At 68.8% G+C, this 20,831-nt stretch carries 16 protein-coding genes and 1 tRNA gene; 4 read left to right on the top strand and 13 right to left on the bottom strand.

The genetic code is table 11. The annotated features are described in order from the left end of the window. Positions 1-8 precede the first annotated feature (8 nt). From M3M54_RS15950 to M3M54_RS15930, 5 genes are all read right to left on the bottom strand, one after another. Entirely contained in the window at positions 9-785 is a 777-nt protein-coding gene (locus M3M54_RS15950; protein WP_249020011.1) for a GntR family transcriptional regulator, read from the bottom strand. After that, a complete protein-coding gene (locus M3M54_RS15945) occupies positions 785-1,843 on the bottom strand; it encodes an ABC transporter permease (RefSeq protein ID WP_249020010.1) in 1,059 nt (352 codons plus the stop codon). The genes M3M54_RS15950 and M3M54_RS15945 overlap by 1 nt, the downstream gene beginning before the upstream one ends. Further along, on the bottom strand, positions 1,840-3,504 hold the full coding sequence (locus tag M3M54_RS15940; RefSeq protein WP_249020009.1) for a sugar ABC transporter ATP-binding protein: 1,665 nt from the start codon (positions 3,502-3,504) through the stop codon (positions 1,840-1,842). The genes M3M54_RS15945 and M3M54_RS15940 overlap by 4 nt, the downstream gene beginning before the upstream one ends. Before the next feature lie 51 nt (positions 3,505-3,555). Continuing rightward, a complete protein-coding gene (locus M3M54_RS15935) occupies positions 3,556-4,791 on the bottom strand; it encodes a hypothetical protein (RefSeq protein WP_249020008.1) in 1,236 nt (411 codons plus the stop codon). Between the two features lie 207 nt (positions 4,792-4,998). After that, positions 4,999-6,147 carry an acyl-CoA dehydrogenase family protein gene (locus tag M3M54_RS15930; protein WP_249020007.1) on the bottom strand — a complete coding sequence of 383 codons (1,149 nt, stop codon included), beginning with the start codon at positions 6,145-6,147 and terminating at the stop codon, positions 4,999-5,001. Between the two features lie 78 nt (positions 6,148-6,225). Between M3M54_RS15930 and M3M54_RS15925 the strand changes: the two genes are divergently transcribed. The 3 genes from M3M54_RS15925 to M3M54_RS15915 all read left to right on the top strand — a co-directional run bounded on the left by M3M54_RS15925 (position 6,226) and on the right by M3M54_RS15915 (position 8,619). Next, complete coding sequence (locus tag M3M54_RS15925) at positions 6,226-7,200, top strand: LLM class F420-dependent oxidoreductase (protein ID WP_249020006.1); 975 nt, start codon at positions 6,226-6,228, stop codon at positions 7,198-7,200. Beyond that, positions 7,200-8,447 carry an aminopeptidase gene (locus M3M54_RS15920; protein WP_249020005.1) on the top strand — a complete coding sequence of 416 codons (1,248 nt, stop codon included), beginning with the start codon at positions 7,200-7,202 and terminating at the stop codon, positions 8,445-8,447. Before M3M54_RS15925 ends, M3M54_RS15920 begins: the two co-directional genes overlap by 1 nt. A gap of 84 nt (positions 8,448-8,531) precedes the next feature. Further along, a tRNA-Ser gene (locus M3M54_RS15915) sits at positions 8,532-8,619 on the top strand. A gap of 66 nt (positions 8,620-8,685) precedes the next feature. On the opposite strand, the gene M3M54_RS15910 is transcribed toward M3M54_RS15915, so the two are convergent. Both M3M54_RS15910 and hrpA read right to left on the bottom strand, forming a co-directional pair. Further along, positions 8,686-9,282: an O-methyltransferase gene (locus tag M3M54_RS15910; protein WP_249020004.1), complete on the bottom strand. Its 597-nt coding sequence runs from the start codon at positions 9,280-9,282 to the stop codon at positions 8,686-8,688. 59 nt (positions 9,283-9,341) lie between these two features. Next, positions 9,342-13,046 (bottom strand): ATP-dependent RNA helicase HrpA, encoded by a 3,705-nt coding sequence (gene hrpA / locus M3M54_RS15905; protein WP_249020003.1) that lies wholly within the window; start codon positions 13,044-13,046, stop codon positions 9,342-9,344. 87 nt (positions 13,047-13,133) lie between these two features. On the opposite strand from hrpA, the gene thyX reads away from it, so the two are divergent. Beyond that, positions 13,134-13,919, top strand: coding sequence for an FAD-dependent thymidylate synthase (gene thyX / locus M3M54_RS15900; protein ID WP_249020002.1), 786 nt, complete (start codon positions 13,134-13,136; stop codon positions 13,917-13,919). A gap of 37 nt (positions 13,920-13,956) precedes the next feature. Here the strand turns inward: thyX and M3M54_RS15895 are convergent, their stop codons facing one another. The 6 genes from M3M54_RS15895 to nuoI are packed head-to-tail and all read right to left on the bottom strand — an operon-like array spanning position 13,957 to position 20,831. Beyond that, positions 13,957-15,594 carry an NADH-quinone oxidoreductase subunit N gene (locus M3M54_RS15895; RefSeq protein ID WP_249020001.1) on the bottom strand — a complete coding sequence of 546 codons (1,638 nt, stop codon included), beginning with the start codon at positions 15,592-15,594 and terminating at the stop codon, positions 13,957-13,959. Continuing rightward, entirely contained in the window at positions 15,591-17,261 is a 1,671-nt protein-coding gene (locus M3M54_RS15890) for a NuoM family protein (protein WP_249020000.1), read from the bottom strand. Before M3M54_RS15890 ends, M3M54_RS15895 begins: the two co-directional genes overlap by 4 nt. 22 nt (positions 17,262-17,283) lie before the next feature. Further along, positions 17,284-19,299 carry an NADH-quinone oxidoreductase subunit L gene (gene nuoL, locus M3M54_RS15885; protein WP_249019999.1) on the bottom strand — a complete coding sequence of 672 codons (2,016 nt, stop codon included), beginning with the start codon at positions 19,297-19,299 and terminating at the stop codon, positions 17,284-17,286. Next, positions 19,296-19,595 carry an NADH-quinone oxidoreductase subunit NuoK gene (gene nuoK, locus M3M54_RS15880; protein ID WP_249019998.1) on the bottom strand — a complete coding sequence of 100 codons (300 nt, stop codon included), beginning with the start codon at positions 19,593-19,595 and terminating at the stop codon, positions 19,296-19,298. Before nuoK ends, nuoL begins: the two co-directional genes overlap by 4 nt. Next, positions 19,595-20,269: an NADH-quinone oxidoreductase subunit J gene (locus tag M3M54_RS15875; RefSeq protein WP_249019997.1), complete on the bottom strand. Its 675-nt coding sequence runs from the start codon at positions 20,267-20,269 to the stop codon at positions 19,595-19,597. Before M3M54_RS15875 ends, nuoK begins: the two co-directional genes overlap by 1 nt. A gap of 13 nt (positions 20,270-20,282) precedes the next feature. Next, the gene (nuoI, locus tag M3M54_RS15870) at positions 20,283-20,831 is read right to left on the bottom strand and encodes an NADH-quinone oxidoreductase subunit NuoI (protein ID WP_249019996.1); all 549 of its coding nucleotides are present in this window, start codon (positions 20,829-20,831) and stop codon (positions 20,283-20,285) included.

Here is a 20,831-nt window from a genome sequence, read left to right as displayed (position 1 = left end):
TCGCCTTCTCATCCGCGCTCGAGCCCGGCGACAGCCTGGACGGACCAGGCCGCGTCGGCGCTGATCAGGCTGCTGCCCGGCAGCCGTTCATAACCCCCGTCGCGCATCACTGCCTCGAGGTTGCGCACGGTCAGCTCCGCATGAGCGCGCGCAAGCCGCTCGGCCTCGTCACCGTCACCGGCTTCGATCGCGTTCAGGATCTCGTGGTGCTGGGCGTTGCCGGTGGCGAGCGTCGGCTCGAACTGGCTGGTGTCAGCCTGCGCCTTGAGGAACGAACTGGGCTGCGCGAACGGCAGCGCGAGCACGTGCTCGTAGGCGGCACGCAGCACCTCGCTTCCAGCGAGCACAAACAGCTCGTTGTGAAACTCGTCGTTGAGCTCGACATAGAGCTCAAACTCCTCGCCGGTTGGCGCGCCCTCGGTTGCGACGATGCGGTCGAGCTTGGCCACGCAGGCGACGAGGTTGCCGAGGGCACGCGGGCCGTTGTTGCGCCGCGCCGCCAGCCGTGCCGCCGTGCCCTCGAGCACGCCGCGCAGCTCGATCGCGTCCACCACCTGCCGTCCGGTGAAGGAGCGCACGACGAAGCCGCCGCCGGCCACCGGCTCGAGCAGGCCCTCATGCTCGAGCTGGGCGAGCGCAAGGCGCAGCGGCGTGCGCGAGACCTCCAGGCGTGCCGCCAGGCGCACCTCTGAGAGGCGGTCGCCGGCGCGCAGCTCGCCGTCCATGATCAGTTGACGCAGCCCCAACACGGCGGCGAGGCCCTGCGAGACCGGGGCCTCAGCCATCAGCCCGCGCCCCTTGCAGCAGCGGCGGCGGCTCGGCGGCGGTTGATCACACGCGAGGCGACGACCGCGACCACCAGGAAGATGCCGTAGAACAGCGACTGCACATAGCTCTGCGCGCCGAGCAGGTTCATGCCGTTGACGGCGATCGCCAGGAAGAACACCGAAACACCGGCACCGATCGCGTTGAAGCGCCCGGGCTGGATCGTCGTGAACCCGAGGAAGGCGGCCGCGTAGACCGACAAGAGCAGCGTGCCCTGGTTCTGCGGCGTGGCCGCGCCCAGCACCCCGTCGTTGATCACACCGGAGAGCGCGGCGATCAGGCCCGCCACGACAAACGCCCAGAAGCGCGTGGAGCTGACCCGGAAACCGCTCAAGCGAGCGACCTCGCGCGACTGCCCGACAAACAGCGCCCGCTGTCCGAACGGCGTGAAGGTGAGCACATAGAACATCACGAGCATCAGCACTATCCCATACCAGAAGTCCAGTGGAATGCCGAGCACGTGTGTGAGCACCGTCCAATCCGCCAGGTGGGTCGAGATACCGGGGATCGTCTGCTGGTTTGGCAGCCAGAAGGCGATGCCGTCAAAGATGCTGCCGGTCGCCAGCGTGATGATGAACGGGTTTACGTCGAAGCGGACGATGATCCAGCCGTTGAGCGCACCGCAGAGCAGGCCCACGGCCAGCGCCACGAGGATCGCGGGCACGATCGCCCAACCCTGGTTGACGTTCAGCCAACCGACCAGCACCGCCGTCATGCCCGAGATCTCGGCCACGGAGAGGTCCAGATCGCCGTTGGTCAACGGGATCAGAAGGGCCATCACGAGGATGAACTCGACCGAGTTCAGCCCAAAGATGCTGGTGAAGTTAGACCACTGAAAGAAGGTGTCCGGCCTGGCGATGCTGAAGCCGATGATCACCAATAGGAACGCGAACGGCAAAAGCGACGCCTCCGCCAGGCGTGGGCTCAGGCGCCCACGTGAGCGGCGGGCGGCGGGCGGGGGCCCGCCGGCCTTCGCGGGGCCAGCCTCGTCGGCAGACGGCTCGACGTTGGTTGTCATGATCCGGTGCTCACCTCTCTGGCAGCGCCACCCGCGGTGGCTGAGTAGACAGCGCTCGTTATCTTGTCGCGGCTGTAGGGCGCTGCGAGCACGCCCTGGATCTCGCCGTAGGCGCAGATCAGGATCCGGTGAGATACGGCCGCAAGCTCGTCAAAGTCAGTCGAGACCCACAGGATCCCCGCTCCCTGCGCGGCGCGCTCGCGCATCAGCTCATAGATCTGATGGCGGGTCGCGACATCCACACCCTGGGTCGGTTCGTGCAACAGCAGCACGCGCGGGCCGCGCTCGAGCCAGCGCGCGAGCACCACCTTCTGCTGGTTGCCACCCGACAGCGAGGACATGCTGAGCGATGCGTCACGCGGTCTCACGTCGTACTCTTCGGTGCGCTCGTTGGCGACGCCGAGCAGTCGGTCAAGCCGCAGAAATCGGCTGTGCATGAAGCTCTCAAGCGAAAGCGACAGCATGTTCATGGAGACCGGCAGCTCCGGCACCGCGCCATGCGCCTTGCGGTCGGCCGGCACGAGCGCGACGCCGTGCCTGATCGACTCACGCGGGCTGAGCTGCGAGACCTGCCCGCGCCAGTCGCCGATACTGACCTCACCACCACCGCCCGGCAGATCGCCGAAGAGCAGGTACGGGAGATCCTCGCTGCCGGCCCCCAAAAGCCCAGCGATACCGAGGATCTCGCCGGCATGCAGCTCAAAGTCCACGTTGCGCACACGCCCGCCGCTGACACCGTGCGCCGCAAACACCACCGCTCCAGAGGCCGCCGCGCCGTCTGAGCTTTCGGCCGAGTCGCGCGCTGCGGCACCACCGGTCACGCGCTCGATCTCGGAGCGATCCAGGCGATGACCGGAGACCAGCTCGATCAGATCGGCGTCACTGGCCTGCTCCATGAGCACGTCGCCGACCTTGGCGCCATCGCGCAACACGACCGCGCGGTGGGCGATCTCCCGCACCGCGGTCATGTCGTGAGAGACGAACAGCACCCCGAAGCCCTCGGCGCTGATGCGACGCACAAGGTCAAACAAAAACACCTTCTCGTGCTCGGGCAAAAACACGGTCGGCTCGTCGAGCACGAGCACGCCACCGGCGCCACGGTTGTGCTCACGGTAATCGCGCAACTCGTAGGCGGCGCGAACGATCGCAAGCAGCGCCTGCGAAGTGGGCCGCAGGCGACCGACCTGCGCTGACGGGTCAAGCTCGACGCCGTAGCGCGCAAAGATCTCGCGGGCATGACGGCGCTCTGAACGCCAGTCAATCCGAGCCGCCGAGCGCAGGCCGCGGGTCACGCGCTGGCCGACAAAGAGGTTCTCCACCACCTGCAGCTCACCCGCCAGACCGAGGTCCTGGTATACGAAGCTGAGACCCACGGTGCGTGCCTGGCCAAGCGGCACCGGCAGCGGCACCTCGACACCGCTCATCCGCAGTGACCCACCCGGATCGGGCTCGTGGTAGCCGGAGAGGATTTTCACAAGCGTCGACTTGCCCGAGCCGTTCTCGCCCAGCACCGAAACGACCTCGGCCTCGCCGATCTCAAGATCAACGCCCTTCAGTGCGCGAAAGGCCCCGAACGTCTTGGCGAGGTTTCTCGCCTCAAGCGCCGGGGCGTTCGCGTGCGCGGGCCTCCCGGACGTCGCCTGCTCCATACCGCTGCTCATCTGATCAACTTGTACAGAACGAAAGTGCAGGCGACGCCCTGGGTCAGCGCTCTACTTCTTGACTTCCCAGAGCTTCAGGAAGTCGGTGATGAAAGCACCCTTGCTGTAGGCCTGGTCGCTGTATGCCTGGCCCCTGCCACCGACCGAGAAGATCTTCGCGTTCTTCTTGGTGAAGAAGATGTTGGGCGCGATCTCCTTGCCGACCGGTGCGGCACGCTTGTGTGAGAGCAACCGGATCACCTGGTCAAGCTGGTTGTAGGCGTCCCACTGCTCATTCGGACCGGAGTCACCGAGGAAGGTGTTGCTGATGCTGACGTCCTTGATCTCCGCCAGGCCGCCGCCCCACGCGTACATCTTGAGGCCCGGGTGGCTCGAGGCGTCCTGCGCGATCGTGCTCTCGATGCCGTCGGTCATGCCGTCGAAGGTGACGATCACCGTGTTGATGCTCGGGTTGGCCTGCAGATCGCTTGAGATCGCGGCGGTCTCGGTCGGGCCGCTCCACTCGGTCGTCGGGAAGTTCTCCTGCTTGACGATCGAGCAGCTGGTCGGGCACCACGCCTTGATCGCCGCCTTGAGGCCGCCGAGCGCACCCGAGTCCTGGGCAACCTGCGAGCTGTCCAAAAACAGGATCTTGGCCGGCTTGCCGTTCAGGTTGACCAGCGCGTCGGCGAGGTCGGTCTGCACGCCCTGAATGGTGTTGACGCCGCTCTCACCGGAGAGCCCCTTGAACGGGAACGCGGGGTTGCCGCCGGTCTGGTTGTAGTTACCGTCCACAACCGGGATGTGGTGGGCGGCAAGCGTCGCCAGCTGTGGCGCGAGCACCGCGGCGGTCGGACCGCAGAGCATGACCACGGCGCTTGCCTTGTCGGTCACCGCCTGCGCGAGGTTTGCCTGCCAGCCGGCGGGCCCGGTGTTTGACGACAGCGCGCGCACATGCGCGCCGAGCGCCGCGGCCTCCTTGTCGAGGTAGCCCTGCTGGCCCTTGGTGTTGCAGGCGTCGATCTCGGAGCTGATCGGGAACGTGACGATCGTCTTGCCGCGGAGCGCCTTGCGGGCGTTGACGGGCGGGCCGGGGGCGTACCACTTGGGCGCCTGCTGGGCCTTGGCCACGTCGACCTTCAGCTTCGCGAGCGTGGCCTTGCTGATCGTGGCGCTCGCCGGATGTCCGACCTTGCGCGCGGACGCGCTTGACGTCGCGATCACGCCACCTGCGACCGCGGCCGCGGCGACGAAGGGGACCGCGGCGATGCGCCCACGAGCCACCAGTCTCTGATACTTCGAACTCATGGAGGTACCTCTCTCCTCTGTGCTTTACACGCCGGACGCACAGCACAAGCCAAGCGCCCGTCAATCCTCACACCAGTGAAGCCGTCGGTGATTGCGCGCCGGTTAGGTTCGCGTTTTCCCCTTGGCTGCATGCAAAGGGTACCGAAAGCACGCAGGAAGTGCCAAGCGCATTTTTGAAGGCCATGCGCACGCCGCGCCGGGGGCCGCTCACAGCCCCAGCGAGCGCCCGATTATCTCCCTCATGATCTCGTTGGTGCCCGCGTAGATGCGCGAGACGCGCGAGTCGACGAAGGCGCGCGCGATCGGATACTCGAGCATGTAGCCATAGCCGCCGTGTAACTGCAGGCAGCGGTCGACGACACGCCCCTGCATCTCGGTGCACCAGCTCTTGGCCATCGCCGCGTCCACCGCCGAGAGCTTCCCCTCGTTGTGAGCGAGGATGCAACGGTCAACGTAGTGGGTGGCGATCTCAACCTCGCTGGCGACCTCCGCGAGCACGAAGCGACTGTTCTGAAAGCTGCCGATCGGCTGCCCGAAGGCCCTGCGCGACTTCACGAACTCGAGCGTGTGCGCAAGCGCCGTGCGCGCCATCGCCACCGCCGAGACGGCGATTGACAGACGCTCCTGCGGCAGGTTCGAGGTCAGGTAGCGAAAGCCCATACCCTGCTCACCCAGCAGGTTGGCCTCCGGTACGAACACGTCGTGGAAGAACATCTCCGCCGTGTCGGCGCTGTGCAGGCCGACCTTGTCGAGGTTGCGTCCGCGCTCGAAGCCGTCCATCCCACGCTCCACCACCAGCAGGCTCAGACCACCGTGGCGGTCGCCGGGGTCGGTGCGAACCACGACCACCACCAGGTCCGAGTTGATGCCGTTGGTGATGAACGTCTTGGCGCCGCTGACCACCCAGCCACCATCGGCGCGCACCGCGCGGGTCGCGATCCCGGCGAGATCCGAGCCGGCGTCGGGCTCGGTCATCGCCACCGCGGTCAGGTATCGGCCGCTCACGATCCCCGGCAGCCAGCGCTCCCGCTGTTCCTCGTTGCAGTAGCTGGTGAAGTACGGCAGGCAGATGTCGTTGTGCAGGGTGATCCCGCCGACGACGCCGCTCAGCCCCAGGCTCAAACCGACCTCGTGCAGCATCGCGTTGAAGCGGAAGTCGCGCACACCGGCACCGCCGTAGCGCTCATCGACCTCAAACGCGAAAAAACCGTCACGGCCCGCGGCGCTGAAGAAGTCGCGCGGGACGATCCCGTCGCGCTCCCACTGCTCGTAGCGGTCCTGCGCATGGCGGCGCAGGAACTCGCCAAACGACTCTCCCAGATCCCTGTGCTCAGCCTCGTAAAGCGTCCGTTCCATCTAGAAAACCCGCTCCTTTCCACCTGTGCCTGGCGTACCTGCCTGAGCTCCGAGTATGTCGCGCTAGGGTCTGGGCCCATGCGCGTACCAATCACACTCTCGCTTCACATTCCGAACTACAACTTTCCGGGCGTTGGCTCAGACCGGGTGTTTGAGCGGATCATCGAGATCGCCACCACCGCCGAAGCATCCGGTTTCAGCTCCATCTCGGTGATGGACCACCTACACCAGATCGGGCCCGTCGGCCCGCCGGAGAACTGGATGTTCGAGGGCTCGACGATGCTCGCAGCGATCGCGGCACGGACCTCGAGGTTGACGATGGGTCTGCTCGTCGGCAGCGTCACCTACCGCAACCCGGCGCTGGCCGCCAAGATTACCACAACGCTCGACATCATCTCCGGCGGGCGCGTCTGGCACGGGATCGGCGCCGGCTGGTTCGAGGCCGAGCACGTCGCCTACGGCTACCACTTCCCGACGCTGCGCACGCGCTTTGAGATGCTCGAGGACGCACTCCAGATCGCGCGCGCGATGTTCACCCAGGAGCGCGCACAGCACAGCGGCAGGCACTACCACGCAAGCGGCGCCTTCAACAACCCCAAGCCCCTGCGCGGCGACATCCCGATCCTGATCGGCGGTAGCGGTGAGCGCAAGACGCTGCGTCTGGTGGCCAAGTACGGCGACGGCTGCAACCTGTTCGGCGACGCGCAGCAGGTCAGACACCTGCTCGGCGTGCTTGAGACCCACTGCGAGGCGGTCGGCCGCGACTACTCGCAGATCACCAAGACGGGCACCGGGCGGGTGCTGATCGCCCCCACCCACGAGCAGGCGGAGGCAAAGAAGCGGGCGCTGCGCGAGCGCGGCGTACCACAGGAGTCGATCGACTCGATGATCGCCGGGGACCCCGACACGGTCGCCGAGCAGGCCTCAGAGCTCAAGCAGGCGGGGCTCGAGGGCCTCTGCTTCTCGATGGTCGGAAGCGAGGATCCGGAGACGGTCGCGCTGGCCGGACAGACCCTGTCCAAGGTCTTCCCGATGACCACGGAGGCCGCGTGATGACGCCGGCACAGCAGTCACACGCCACCCCGAAAGGCACGGGGCGATTTGAGCAGCGCGTCGAGGCGCTCGCGCAGCTGGCGGTCGGGATCGGCGCCAACGTCCAGCCTGGGCAGATCGTGACGCTGGCGGTCGAGCCGGGGCAGGAGCCGATCAGCCGCGCCGTGGCCGAGGCGGCCTACAGGCGCGGGGCGCAGTTCGTCGACGTCGGCTACTTCGACCCGCACGTAAAGCGCTCGCGGCTGCTACACGCCCCCCGTGAGACGCTCTCCTTCGTGCCGCCGTGGATCGGCGAGCGGATGCTTGCGATCGGCGAGGCCGGCGCGGCGCGGATCTCCTTCCAGGGACCGGTCGAGCCTCACCTGCTGGACGGCATCGACGCGGAGCTGCTCGGAATCGACATGCTGCCGCGCACCAGGGAGTCGATCATCGTCACCGGCAAGCAGCAGACCAACTGGTGCATCGTGCCGTTCCCGACCCCCGGCTGGGCGGCTCTGGTGCACCCGGAGCTCGAGCCGGAGGCCGCCTACGAGCGGCTCTGGCTGCAGATCGAGCGGATCCTGCGCCTGGATGAGCCCGACCCGACCGCAGCCTGGGAGGCGCGGCTCGCGCAGCTGAATGCGGTCTCAGCCCGGATGAACGAGCTGGCGCTCGACCACCTGCGCTACGAAGGCCCTGGCACCGACCTGACGGTCGGGCTGCTGCCGGGCTCCACCTGGATCAGCGGGGCGATGCAGAGCATCCACGGGGTGCGCTTCACCGCCAACCTGCCCACCGAGGAGACGTTCACCGCCCCGGACCCGATGCGGGTCGATGGCGTCGTGACCGCGACCAAGCCGCTGCTGGTCCCGGGAGCCGCCCCGATCGAGGGGCTGCGGGTGCGCTTCGAGGGCGGGCGCGCGGTGCAGATCGACGCAGAGACGGGCGCCGAGACGCTGCGCGCGATGTGCGCCAAGGACGAGGGCGCGAGCCGCCTCGGCGAGGTCGCCCTGGTCGACCGCGAGAGCCGCGTGGGCCAGAGCGGCTCGGTCTTCTACTCGATCCTGCTCGACGAGAATGCCGCCTGCCACCTGGCGCTCGGCAACGCCTACCCGTTCAGCGTCGCCGGCGGCCCGGACCGCGCGCGCGCCAACCAGAGCTCGATCCACGTCGACTTCATGGTCGGCTCAGAGCAGGTGGCGGTCACCGGTGTGCGCGCCGACGGCAGCGAGGTGCCGCTGCTGCGCGACGGGGCGTTTGTCATCTGAGCAAACCGTTGCGGGGGTGGTCCCGCTGGACCACCCCCGCCACCCACCGCGCCGCCGGCGACCGCTACGCTAGGCGAGATTCCCGGAGAGGTGCCGGAGCGGTTGAACGGGCACGACTGGAAATCGTGTAACGGGGATAACTCGTTCGGGGGTTCGAATCCCCCTCTCTCCGCTGGTTCACCCACCCAGCTCAGGACGCCAGCGCATCGCCGCGACCTGAGCACCGCTCCCACCGGGGTCAGCCAGAGAGCCGCGCCCGGACGACGAGCAGCAGCCCCGCGCCGACCGGAACCAGCGCCTCGCTGACGCCCCGCTCGGCGCTGACGAGAGCCCGGAAGGCGGCCACCTCATCGGCATGGGAGAGCACGTTGTCCACGGCCAACAGCCCCCCGGGTCTCAGCACGCGCAGCAACTCGGGCCAGTAGCCAGGGTAGGCGGGGCGTTCGGCGTCAAGGAAGACGAGGTCCCAGTGCGCGTCAGCGGAGCGCGCAAGGGCGTCAGCGGCGTCCTCGACGCGCAGCTCAACAACATCTGCAAGGCCGGCACGCTCGAGGTTCCCGGCGGCCTGTGCGCTGCGCCCGGCGTCGAGCTCGACGCTGGTCAGGCGCCCGCCGTGCTCGCGCACGGCCGCGGCCAGCCAGAGCGTCGAGTAGCCGTTTGATGTGCCCAGCTCGAGCACCGAGCGCGCGCAGGTCGCGCGGACCAGCAGCGCGAGTAGCGCCGCAGTCTCAGGCTCGAGGTTGCGCAGCCGGTCCAGGCGGTCGGTCTTGCCGGCGTCGTGTGCGACACCGTACTGGTGCAACTCGTCAAGCAGTGCGCTCAGGTGCTGATCCATTGGCGACCGGTTGCGGCAACGCTACCACCGGCCCAGCGGCGGCCGGCGGGCAACAGACGTCAAGCCCGCGGCGGCTGCGCAAGCACCTCGCGCACACGCCTGACGGTCGCGCCCGGCCGCACAAGCGGCCCGGGCGCCAGCTCCGTGACGCGCAGCTCTTCGAGCAGCCAGAAAAGCTCGCGCCACCGGCCGGCCGCATGCGCTTCGGCCTCGAGCTCATTGATGACCGCCATGCGCTGCTGGTCGGCTGCCAGGTTGCGCGGCAGACGTTCCAGCCGCCAGAGCGCCGCCCGCAGGTAGCGCTCGACGTCGGCGAGTCGCGCCATGCCGCTTGAGGCGAGCATGCCCTGGTAGACCAGCCGGCCGAGTTGGCGGGCAACATCCTCGCGTGCGGGCGCGAGCGGCGCGCTGGCGGGCAGCGACGCGAGCGCCGCGCGCACGGCGCTGGCCGTCTCGAGGATCGCGCCGAGCGCCTCCAGAGCCGCGAGCGTGGTGGGGCGAAGCTCGCCGCGGACGTGCTCGCACAGCGCCGCGAAGGCGGCCGCGTCCCAGGCCGGCCCGCCGCCGCTCGCGATCAAGACGTCCATTGCGGCGCTCACCGCGTCAGCCATGACCGCATCGAGTGAGCCGTGTGGCGCGGTGGCCAGGGTGAGCGTCAGCCGCGTCCCGAGCTGCGCCTGCACCCAGCTGCGCGGCGAGGGCACGGTGAGCAGCAACAGGCGGCGTGTGCCGCGCCACATGCTCGCCGCCTGCCGCTGCGCGCTGTCAAAGACCGCCACACCGACCAGTTCGCCCTCGTCGACGAGCGCCGGGTAGCCGAGAAGGCCGCCGGCGAGCGGCACCGTGCGCGGCAACGCCTCCAGCTCAAAGCCGCGCATCCCGCGGCGCTCGAGCTCCGGCGCCGCGCGCAACACCCGCGCCATCAGCACCGGCCGAAGCTCTTCGCGCAGCGCCGCAAGCGACGGCCCTGCGGCAAGCACGCCGCCGTCCTCGTCCTCGATCGAGAAGGTCATGCGCAGATGCGCGGGCAGCGTCTCAAGCGACCAGTCACCGGCGCCGATCGCCACGCCCCGCAGCCTCAGGATCGCCTCGGCCAGCACCTCCAGCAGCGGCCCCGAACGCGGCCTGAGCGCTGCCAGGAGCGCTCTGGCGGTGTCGGGGATCGGCACGAGCTGGGTGCGCAGGCGCTTGGGCAGGGAGCGCAGCAGCGCCACCACGAGTTCCTCGCGCAGGGCGGGCACAAGCCACTCAAAGCCCTCCTCCCGCACGGCGCCAAGCAGCGCGAGCGGGACGTGCACCGTCACCCCGTCGGCCGCCGCGCCGGGGTCGAAGCGATAGGAGAGCGCAAGCTCGGTGGTGCCCTGCCGCCACCGCGGCGGCCGACCGGCGCCGTCGGGCGCCACCTCGCCCCTGATCAGGAGCTCCATCGGGTAGTGAAGCAGCGCCGGGTCTGAGCGCCGCGTCTGGCGCCACCAGCGGTCAAACTCGCGCCCACCGACCACCTCGGCGGGCAGGCGCTGCGCAAAGAAGTCCTCGCGCAGCGATTCGTCGGCCAGCAGATCGCGGCGACGCAGCCGCGCCTCGAGCGACTCGACCTCCGCCACGCGCCGCTCGTTCTCGCGCATGAACGCGTGGTGCTGATCCCAGTCACCCTCAACCAGCGCGCGGCGGATGAACAGCGCGCGCGCAGCCTCGGGGTCGATCCGCCCGTACTGGACGGTTCGCGAGCTGACGATCGGCAGGCCGTAGAGCGTCACGCGCTCGGGCGCGACCACGGCAGCGCGCCGGCGATCCCAGCGCGGCTCACCGTGGGAGCGCTTGACCAGGTGCTCGGCCAGCCGCTCGACGCGCCGCAGCTCAACTGGTGCCGCCGTCCTACCCCACAGGCGACCGGTCTCGACGAGCTCTGCGACCATCACCCAGGCCGGTCCGCGGCGCGCGAGCACCGACCCCGGCGCGATCGCAAAGCGCGCGCCGCGGGCGCCCGTGTACTCGCGCCCCGCACCGTCCCGCAGGCCGATGTGCGACAGCAGCCCGGAGAGCAGCGCCGCATGGATCTCCGCGGGCTGCGCCGGTGCCTCGTTGAGCACAAGGCCGGCTTCACGGGCGGCGTCCTTGACCTGCGCGACGAGGTCCTGCCATTCGCGCACGCGCAGGTAGTGCAGGAATTCGGCGCGGCAGCGTCGGCGCAGCTGCGAGCGGGAGAGCTCCTGCTCAAGTGCGGCCAGATGGTTCCAGAGGTTCAACAGACCGATGAAGTCCGACGTGCGATCCACAAAGCGGGCGTGCAGCTGATCGGCCTGAGCGCGCTGTTCGCCCGGACGCTCGCGGGGATCCTGGATCGACAGGCCGGCGGCGATCACGATCACCTCGCTGGCGCAGCCGAGACTGTCTGACTCGATCACCATGCGCCCCAGCCGCGGGTCCAACGGCAGCCGCGCGAGCGTCCGCCCAATCGGCGTGAGCGGCACCCTTGCACCCGGGTCGAGCGCCCGCAGCTCGTGCAGCAGCGCCACGCCATCACGCACCTGACGGCGATCCGGTGGGTCCAGAAACGGGAAGCTCTCCACCTCACCGAGCCCGAGCGCGGCCATCTGCAGGATGACGCTGGCGAGATTCGTGCGCAGGATCTCGGGATCGGTGAAGGCCGGGCGCGCCGCGTGGTCCTCCGGCGAGTACAGCCGCACACAGACGCCGTCCGAGACCCGGCCGCAGCGACCCGCGCGCTGGTTGGCCGACGCCTGGGAGATCCGCTCCACCGGCAGCCGCTGCACCTTCAAGCGCGCGCTGTAGCGCGAGATCCGGGCGAGGCCGGTGTCGACCACGTAGCGGATGCCCGGCACCGTCACCGAGGTCTCCGCGACATTGGTCGCGAGCACCACGCGCCTGCCCGCCGGCCCGCCTGGCCGGCGGGCGAACACGCGCTGCTGGTCGGCGGCCGCCAGACGCGAGTAGAGCGGCAGGACCTCGACCTGGGGGCCCAGCCGCCCGGCGAGAAGCTCCGCGGCGTCGCGGATCTCGCGCTCACCGGAGAGGAACGCGAGCAGGTCCCCGTCGCCCTCGGCGAGCAGCTCGACGACGGTGTCGGCCAGCGCCTCCAGCAGGTCCTCGTCCTCGCCCGGCGGGCGGTAGCGAACCTCGACCGGATAGGTGCGGCCCGAGACCTCGACGATCGGCGCGTCGGCGAAGTGGGCGCTGAAGCGCTGCGGGTCGATCGTGGCGCTGGTGATGATCAGCTTCAGGTCCGGACGCCGGGGCAGGATGCGGTGCAGGCAGCCGAGCAGGAAATCGATGTTCAGCGACCGCTCGTGGGCCTCATCGACGATCACCGTGTCGTAGCGGCGCAGCAGCGGGTCGCGGCGCAGCTCGGCCAGCAGCAGGCCGTCGGTGACCACACGCACGAGCGTCTCAGCCGAGCCGCGGTCGTCGAAGCGGACCGCATAGCCGACGGCGCCGCCAAGCGGCACGCCCAGCTCATCGGCGATCCGCTGGGCGATCGTCCGTGCTGCGATCCGCCGGGGCTGGGTATGTGCGATCGTGCCGCTCACGCCGCGCCCGAGCTCCAGGCAGAGCTTGGGCAGCTGCGTGCTCTTCCCCGAGCCGGTCTCACCGGCGACGATCAGCACCTGGTTTGAGGCGATCGCCGCAAGCAGCTCGTCGCGGTGGGCCGTGACAGGCAACTGCTGCGGGTAGCTGATCTCCGGCACCGACTCGCGGCGCCGGCGCATCAGCTCTCCCCGGGCTGCCTTCTCCACACGCGCCATCGCGATCCGAGCATAGGCCGCGACAGCGCCCGCGCTCGCCCCTGCCCACCGCTTACGTCCGGGCGATGCGGTTGCATGTGCAACCCCATGCATGAGACCACGCCAGAGGTTTTCCTGATCGCGCGGCCGTCGGTTGACCTCGAGGCCATGCGCGCCTACCTGGCCGCGGTCGGCGGGGACTCGTGGCTCGAGCTGCGCGAGGCCGACCGTGAGGAGCTAAACGACGGGGAGCTGCTGGCCGAGTTCGCCGGACGCATGTGCTATCGCAGCTGGGAGCCGGGGCTCAACCGCAATGTCACGCGGATCCGCACCGACCAGCGCGAGTACTTCGCAAACGTCCTGGCCAGCGCGCACGGCAGCGTGCTTGAGCACGCTAACTACAGCTTCGCGTTTCGCAACGTCTCACGTGTTTTCACTCACGAACTTATTAGGCATCGCGCCGGGTCGGCCTTCAGCCAGGAGAGCCTGCGCTACGTGCGCCTGGCCGACATCGGCTTCCGCGTGGCGCCGGCGCTCGAGCCGCTGCGCGAGCAGGTGATCAGCATCGTCGAGCAGCTTGAGGAGTTTCAGCGAGACGCGGCCGAGCAGCTTGACCTAGATGGCGAAGGACTGCCGTTTGCGGTCAAGAAGGAGATCACCTCGGCACTGCGGCGCCTGGCGCCGATCGGCCTCTCGACCGACATTCTCTGGACCGCTAACGTCCGGACGCTGCGCCACGTGATCGAGATGCGCACGGCGCCGGGCGCGGAGGAGGAGCTGCGGCTGGTCTTTGACGCCGTGGCAGCGCTGATGCTCGCGCAGGCACCCAGCCTGTTTCAGGACTTTGAGCGCCGCGAGGATGGCGCCTGGGTCCCGCAGTGGCGCAAGGTCTGAGTCCGGCTCGGAGCGTGGCCCCAGGGCGCGCGTGGCCTCAGCGCAGGCCGACGAGCGCCGCGCCGGCGTGCGCGACGAACTCGAAGACCGGACCGGGAATCACCCCGAAGACGATGCACAGCGCGCCAAACACGCCAGCCACCAGCAGCAGCTCGGGGTCGCCGGTCAGCCGCTCCACGCCGAGCGCACCACCGCCGGCCGACGCCTGCAGATCGGCCTCGGGCGAGCCGCCTGCGATCGGCGGAAAGGCGGCCACGGGGGCGCCGGCCAGCGGGCCGGCGCCGGCGACTGCGACACCGCGCGCGTCGGCGGGCGTCATCCAGATGGCAGCCACGACGCGCAGGTAGTAGCCCAGTGAGATCATCGCGCCGACCACCAGCACGATCGCAAGCCAGCCGTAGCCGCCGTTCACCAGCGAGTGGATCAGCTGGACCTTGCCGATGAAGCCGATCGTGCCCGGGATGCCGGCGAGCGCCAGCATCGCGATCGTCAGCGACCAGGCCAGCAGCGGCGACCGGCGCCCGAGGCCGGAGAGGGCCGCCATGCGGTCGCTGCCCGAGACGCGCTCCTGGTGGACGATCACGGCGAACGCGCCGAGGTTCATCAGCAGGTAGGCGACGACATAGAACATGGTTGCCGAGACACCCAGCCGGGTGCCGACCACCAGGCCGGTCAGCATGTAGCCGGCCTGCGCCACCCCGGAGTAGCCGAGCAGGCGCTTGAGCGAGCTCTGGCCCAGCGCACCGACGTTGCCGACGATGATCGTGACGCTCGCGAGCGCCGCCAGCGCCGGCGCCCAGTTGACGTGTTCGGCGGTCAGCGTGAAGTCGAAGAAGCGCAGGAACACGGCGATCGCGGCGGCCTTGGTGGCGGTCGCCATGAAGGCGGTGATCGCCGTCGGCGCGCCCTCGTAGACGTCGGGCGTCCACTGGTGAAACGGCGCGACGGAGGCCTTGAAGGCAAACCCGACGATCACCAGGGCAATGCCGGTGAGCAGCAGCGGGTCGCCGAGCAGACCGCCGCCCGACTGGCTGGCCAGCACGTGCGCGACGGCACCGAAGCCGGTCTGGCCGGTGGCGCCGTAGATCAGCGCGAGCCCGTAGACCAGCGTGGCCGAGCCGACCGAGCCGATGATCAGGTATTTGAGCCCGGCCTCGAGCGAGCCCTCGCGGCGGTATTCGGCGGCGCACAGCACATACAGCGGGATCGACAGCAGCTCGAGGCCGAGGAAGAGCGTGATGAGGTCCTGGGCCGAGACGAGCACCGCCATACCCATCAGGCTGAACAGCATCAGCGAGTGGAATTCACCCTGGCCCGCCTCCCGCGGCGCCCGGGCGCGCCACGCGAGCAGCACCGCCGCAACCGCTGCGACCGCACAGACCAGATCGGCGATCAGCGCCAGGTCATCGATCCGCAGCGCCCCGGCGACGATCGTCTGCGGGGCGTGGCTGAAGCGCCAGATCTCGGTGCCGATCGCGCCCGCGATCGCCACCAGCGTGAGCGTCGGCACCAACCGGGCGCGGACCATCTGGCTGCTCGCCAAGCCGACCAGCAGCACGACCAGGGCGCCGACGCCGAGCACCGCGATCGGCGAGAGCTCGGCCCAGCTGATGTGCGGTCCGTGGATGTGCGCGGTGGCGAGCAGGAAGCTCATGGCGTAGGGGTGTGCGTTCATTGCCCGCTCCCGGACCCGGATGACGCGGTGGTGTAGGTGTAGATCCGGCGAGGCTTGCCCGGCAGGCTGTGGCTGACACCCGCAAGCAGCGGGTAGGCCCACCAGCCGGCCGGGCCGTCCAGCGAGGCGAAGGTAGGCAGCAGCGCAGCAGCGGACTGCGAGCCGCGGAAGGCGCTCGTTGTGGCGGGCGCGATCGCCAGGTTGACCGACGCCTGCGAGCGGCTGAGGCCGAACTGCGGGTAGAAGGCGAGCACCAGGATGATCAGGCACAGCGGCACGATCGCGATCGCCTCAGAGCGCTTGATCTCAAACGACTGCACCCGGCCGCCGACCCGGTTGTGCATCGCGCCGATGAATAGGCGCAGCCCGTAGAAGGCGGCGCCAACGACGCCGAGCGACGCGATCAGCGCGATCGCCAGGTGCGACTGGAAGGTCCCGAGCAGGATCATGAACTCGCCGATGAAGTTCGAGGAGCCGGGCATCGCCAGGTTCGCGAGCGTGACGATCAGAAACAGTGTGGCGAGCAGCGGCGCGCGGAAGGCGATGCCGCCCATGTCATCCATGCGTTCGCTGCCGCCCGAGCGCGCGGCCACCGCGGCCACGATGAAGAACGCCGCCGCCGTGACCAGGCCGTGGTTGAGCATCTGCAAAAGCGCCCCCTGGGCGCCTGGGGCCTGCAGCGAGAAGATGCCCAGCAGGATGAAGCCCATCTGCGCGACGCTCGAGTAGGCGATCACGAGCCGCACGTCGCGGGTGGTGAACGCCATCGCCGTCGCCCAGAGGATCGAGACCAGCGCGATGATCAGCATCAGCACCTGGAAGTGGTGTGAGGCCTGCGGGAACAGCGGCAGCACGATCTGCAAGAAGCCGTAGCTTGCGACCTTCGCGACGACACCGGAGAAGACGGCCACCGCGGGGATCGGCATCGACTTGTAGGCGTCGGCCAGCCAGCCGTGGAACGGCACGACCGGCATCTTGACCAGGAAGGCCACCGCGAAGCCGAGGAACAGCCACTCGCCGTCGGTGCGCGAGACCGGCAGGTGCTCGAGCGCCCCGAAGGTGAAGTTCAGGGCGGTGTGGTGGTCGCCCGCCGCGATCACGCCGGTCGCGATCGCCGCCGCCAGCATCAAAAACGAGCCGACGGCCGTGTAGATGACCATCTTGATCGTCGCGCGCACACGCTCGCCGCTGCCCCAGGAGCCGACCAGGAAGTAGAAGGGGATCAGCATCAGGTCAAAGAACGCGACGAACAGGATCAGGTCCTGGGCGAGGAAGGCGCCGAGCACGGCGCTCTCGGCCAGCCCCAGCCAGAAGTAGTACAGCCGCGGACGCTCGATGTCGCGCAGCGCCGACCAGGCGAGCGACACCGTGAAGAGCACCGTGGTCAAGAGCACCAGTGAGACGTTCAGGCCGTTCATCGCGAGCGCGTAGTGGATCCCGAGCGACGGGATCCAGCTGTGGTCTGTGACGAACTGCGGGAACGGGTAGCTCGAGTTGAAGTTCGCCACGAACGTGACCGCGAGGGCGAGCGGCAGCAGGCTGAGCGCCGCCAGCGCCCGGCCCGTGACGCGCGCAGGCAGCGCCGCGCAGACCAGTGCCAGCGCAAGCGGCAGCCAGATCAGGATCGAGAGCGAGAAGGGCGCGGATGAGGCGTGGGCGAAGATCACGGTGCGAGGTCGAAGGTGACGGTTACTTTGCGGAGATCAGGAAGTAGAGGACAACAGCGGTCAGGCCGAGCACCACCGCACCGGCATACAGGCGCAGCAATCCGGTCTGGGCACGGCGCACGGCGGCCGACCCGGAGCGGACGATGCCGGTGACGCCGCCGGTCAGCGCACCGGAGATGAAAACCCGCTCGAGCACGGCCTGAGCGAAGCGTCCGAGGGTCAGCGCCGGGCGGACCACCACCACGTCGATCAGCTCGTCGAAGTACCACTTGTGCACGAGGAAGTTGTGCAGCGCCGCAAAGCGCGCCTGCAGCGCCGCGGAGGTGCCGGGCTTGGCGATGTAGACCCGGTAGGCCACGCCGATGCCCAGCAGACCGACGATCGCGCCGACGACCAGGCCGATCCAATCGAATCCAACGGATGGCTGATCTGCCGGAGATGCAAGCGGCGTGTGCACGAACGCCGTGGCAAGGAATTTGCTGATGACTGCGTCCACTCCGGCAACCTGAACAAAGCCTCCGACAAGCGCGAGGATCGCGAGGATCCCCATGGCGACCTTCATCGCCGGCTCGCGCTCGGCGATCACGTGCTCGGGACCGGGGAAGCCGACGTCGGTGTCCTCCTCTTCGCCGTTGGCGGGGTTGCGGTGCACCTCGGCGTGGGCCAGGTGCCCGTGCTCCAGCTCGCGCGCCTCGGGCGATGGCTCGCCGTAGAAGGCCCGGAAGATCAGGCGGAAGGTGTAGGCACCGGTCAGGAAGGCGCCGACGTAGCCGAGGATGCCGAGCACCTCGTAGATGCCGCCGCGGTGGTCCATGAAAGCGAGGATGTCGTCCTTGGAGAACCAGCCGGCGAACGGGGGCACACCCGACAGCGCGAGCCCGCCCGCCAGGAAGCAGATGAACGTGAACGGCAGCGCCTTGCGGAAGCCGCTCATCCTGTCAAGCGACTGCTCGCCGGCCATCGCGCCTATGATCGAGCCGGCACCCATGAACAGCAGCGCCTTGAAGAAGGCGTGCGTCATCAGGTGAAAGAGCGCCCCCGCATAGGCGCCCGAGGAGGCGCCCATGATCATGTAGCCGATCTGCGACATGGTCGAATAGGCGATCACCCGCTTGATGTCGGTGACGACCAGCGCGATCGTGCCGGCGATGAGCAGCGTCATGCAGCCGACGATCGCGCCGACCTCCGCGGCCGTCGGCGCGAGCTGGAACAGCGGGTGCAGGCGCACGATCAAATACACGCCGGCGGTGACCATGGTGGCAGCGTGGATCAGCGAGGAGACCGGGGTCGGGCCCTCCATCGCGTCCGGCAGCCAGGTGTGCAGCGGCACCTGCGCCGACTTCGCGAACGCGCCGACCAGAAACAGCAGGCAGCCGGCCACGAGGTCCGGCGAGTCGGTGTGGAAGACGTGCGGCGCCGCGGCGAAGCTGCCCAAAAACGACACCGTGTGGGTGTGGCGATAGATGAAGAACGTCCCGAGCACCAGGCCGACGTCGCCGAGCACGTTGATCACAAACGCCTTGATCCCCGCGCGGGTGGCGGTCGAGCGGCGGTACCAGAAGGAGATCAGCAGGTAGGAGGCGGCACCGACGAAGGCCCAGCCGATGATCAGCATGATGAAGTTGCCGCCGGTGACAAGCACGAGCATCGACAGCACGAAGAAGTTCAGGTACGCGAAGTAGCGCGAGTAGCCCTTGTCCGAGCGCATGTAGGCCGTCGAATACAGGTGGATCAGCGTCGAGACGCCGGAGACCACGAGCATCATGAAGACCGAGATCGGGTCGATCAGGATCTGCAGCTTGGCGTCGACACCGGCGCTCACGTCGTAGTTCCAGAGGCTCGAGACGACCTCGCGGTGGGTGCCCGTGCGTCCGAGCAGCGCGATCAGCGCGCCGACCGAGCAGACGAAGGCGAGGAAGATCGCGGCGGTTCCGATTACGCCGGCGGCCCTGCTGTAGGTCCGAAAGCCGAGGCCGATCGTGATCGTGCCCAGCAGCGGAAACAGCAGGACGAGCCAGCCCCAGGTGGTCGGGCTCATCCGTTCAGCTCGTGCAGTTTGTCGACATCGATGGGAAGGTTGCGGCGGCTGATCGCGACCAGCAGGCCGAGCCCGACGGTCACCTCGCAGGCTGCGACGACCATCACGATCAGCGCGAAGATCTGGCCGGCCTCGCCGCCGTGCATCCGCGCGAAGGTGATCAGCGCCAGGTTGGCCGCGTTCAGCATCAGCTCCAGGCAGAGCAGGACGACCAGGGGGTTACGTCGCACGAGCACGCCGCCGGCGCCGATGCAGAAGATCAGGGCCGAGACGGCCAGGTACCAGTCGAGCGCCATCAGCTCTGCTCCTCGGAACCGGGGGCGCCAGCGGGCACAACTTCGGTGACGCCGCCGTGGGCCTGTTCGAGCTGCTCGCGCACGCGCCGCACACCGACACCCTCGGCGATCGTGCCGGTGTAGGCCGGACGCGGCATCGCCAGCAGGTCCTTGAGCTCGAGCGCGCCCTCCTCAAGGCCACGCCGGCGGCGGGCCAGGACGACCGCGCCGATGGCGGCGACCAGCAACAGCAGCGAAGCCACCTCGAAGGGGAACAGGTAGTCGGTCAGAAACAGCCGGCCGATCTGCTCGGGTGTGCCGAAGCCGAGCTTGTAGGGCGCGCCGTAGCGGTGGATGCCGGAGAGCGCCGAGCCGAGCAGGGCGATGAACAGCTCGACCGCCAGCGCCAGGGCGAACAACGGCCCCAGGATGCGCAGCGTGCTGCCGGCTGAAACCTCCTCACCCCCGCCGACATACGCCACCACGAACACGTAGAGCACCATCACCGCACCGGCGTAGACGACCACCTGCGCGGCGGCGACGAACTCCGCGCGCAAAAGCAGAAACAGCGCCGCGAGCGCGACCAGATGACAGACCAGCGCGAGCACCGAGTACAGCGGGTTGCGCAACGTGACCACGCCGATCGCGCCGATGATCGCCGCACCCGCCGCCAAAAAGAACATGACAACCGACATCGCTTAGCTCCCGCTACTCCGCCGCCGTCCGCAGTGGCGTGCGCTCAAGTGGCTCCGCCAACAGCATCTCCTTGGTGAAGATCAAATCAGAGCGCGTGTAGTCGGACATCTCGTAGTCGTGGCCCATCGTGATCGCGTCAAACGGACAGGCGACCTCGCAGTAGCCGCAGAAGATGCAGCGGCTCAGGTTGATCTCATACACGGCCGCGTAGCGCTCGCCGGCCGAGACCCGGTGCTCGGGTGTGTTCTCGGCGGCGACGACACGGATGCAGTCGGCCGGGCAGGCGGCGGCGCACAGCGAGCAGCCGACGCACTTCTCGAGGCCGGGGTTGTCGGGATCGCCGGTCTCGAAGCGGTGCAGCTTGTGGCGGCCACGAAAGCGCGGGTAGACCGGCGTCTTCTCCTCCGGGTACTGGATCGTCAGGGGACCCTCGACCACGCGCGCGAGCGTCGTCTTCATGCCGCGCAACGTCTCGCCGAAGATGCGGTAGGTGCTGGCCGCCGCGCTGCGCGGCGGGTGGCGCATCACCTCCACTACGTCTTTACCGGGGTCGTATGGCAT

The sequence above is a fragment of the Conexibacter sp. S30A1 genome (genome assembly GCF_023330665.1).
In the GTDB taxonomy this organism is placed as follows: domain Bacteria; phylum Actinomycetota; class Thermoleophilia; order Solirubrobacterales; family Solirubrobacteraceae; genus Palsa-465.
Note: the sequence above shows the minus strand (reverse complement) of the source record. Positions and strands in the feature narration are given on the sequence as shown.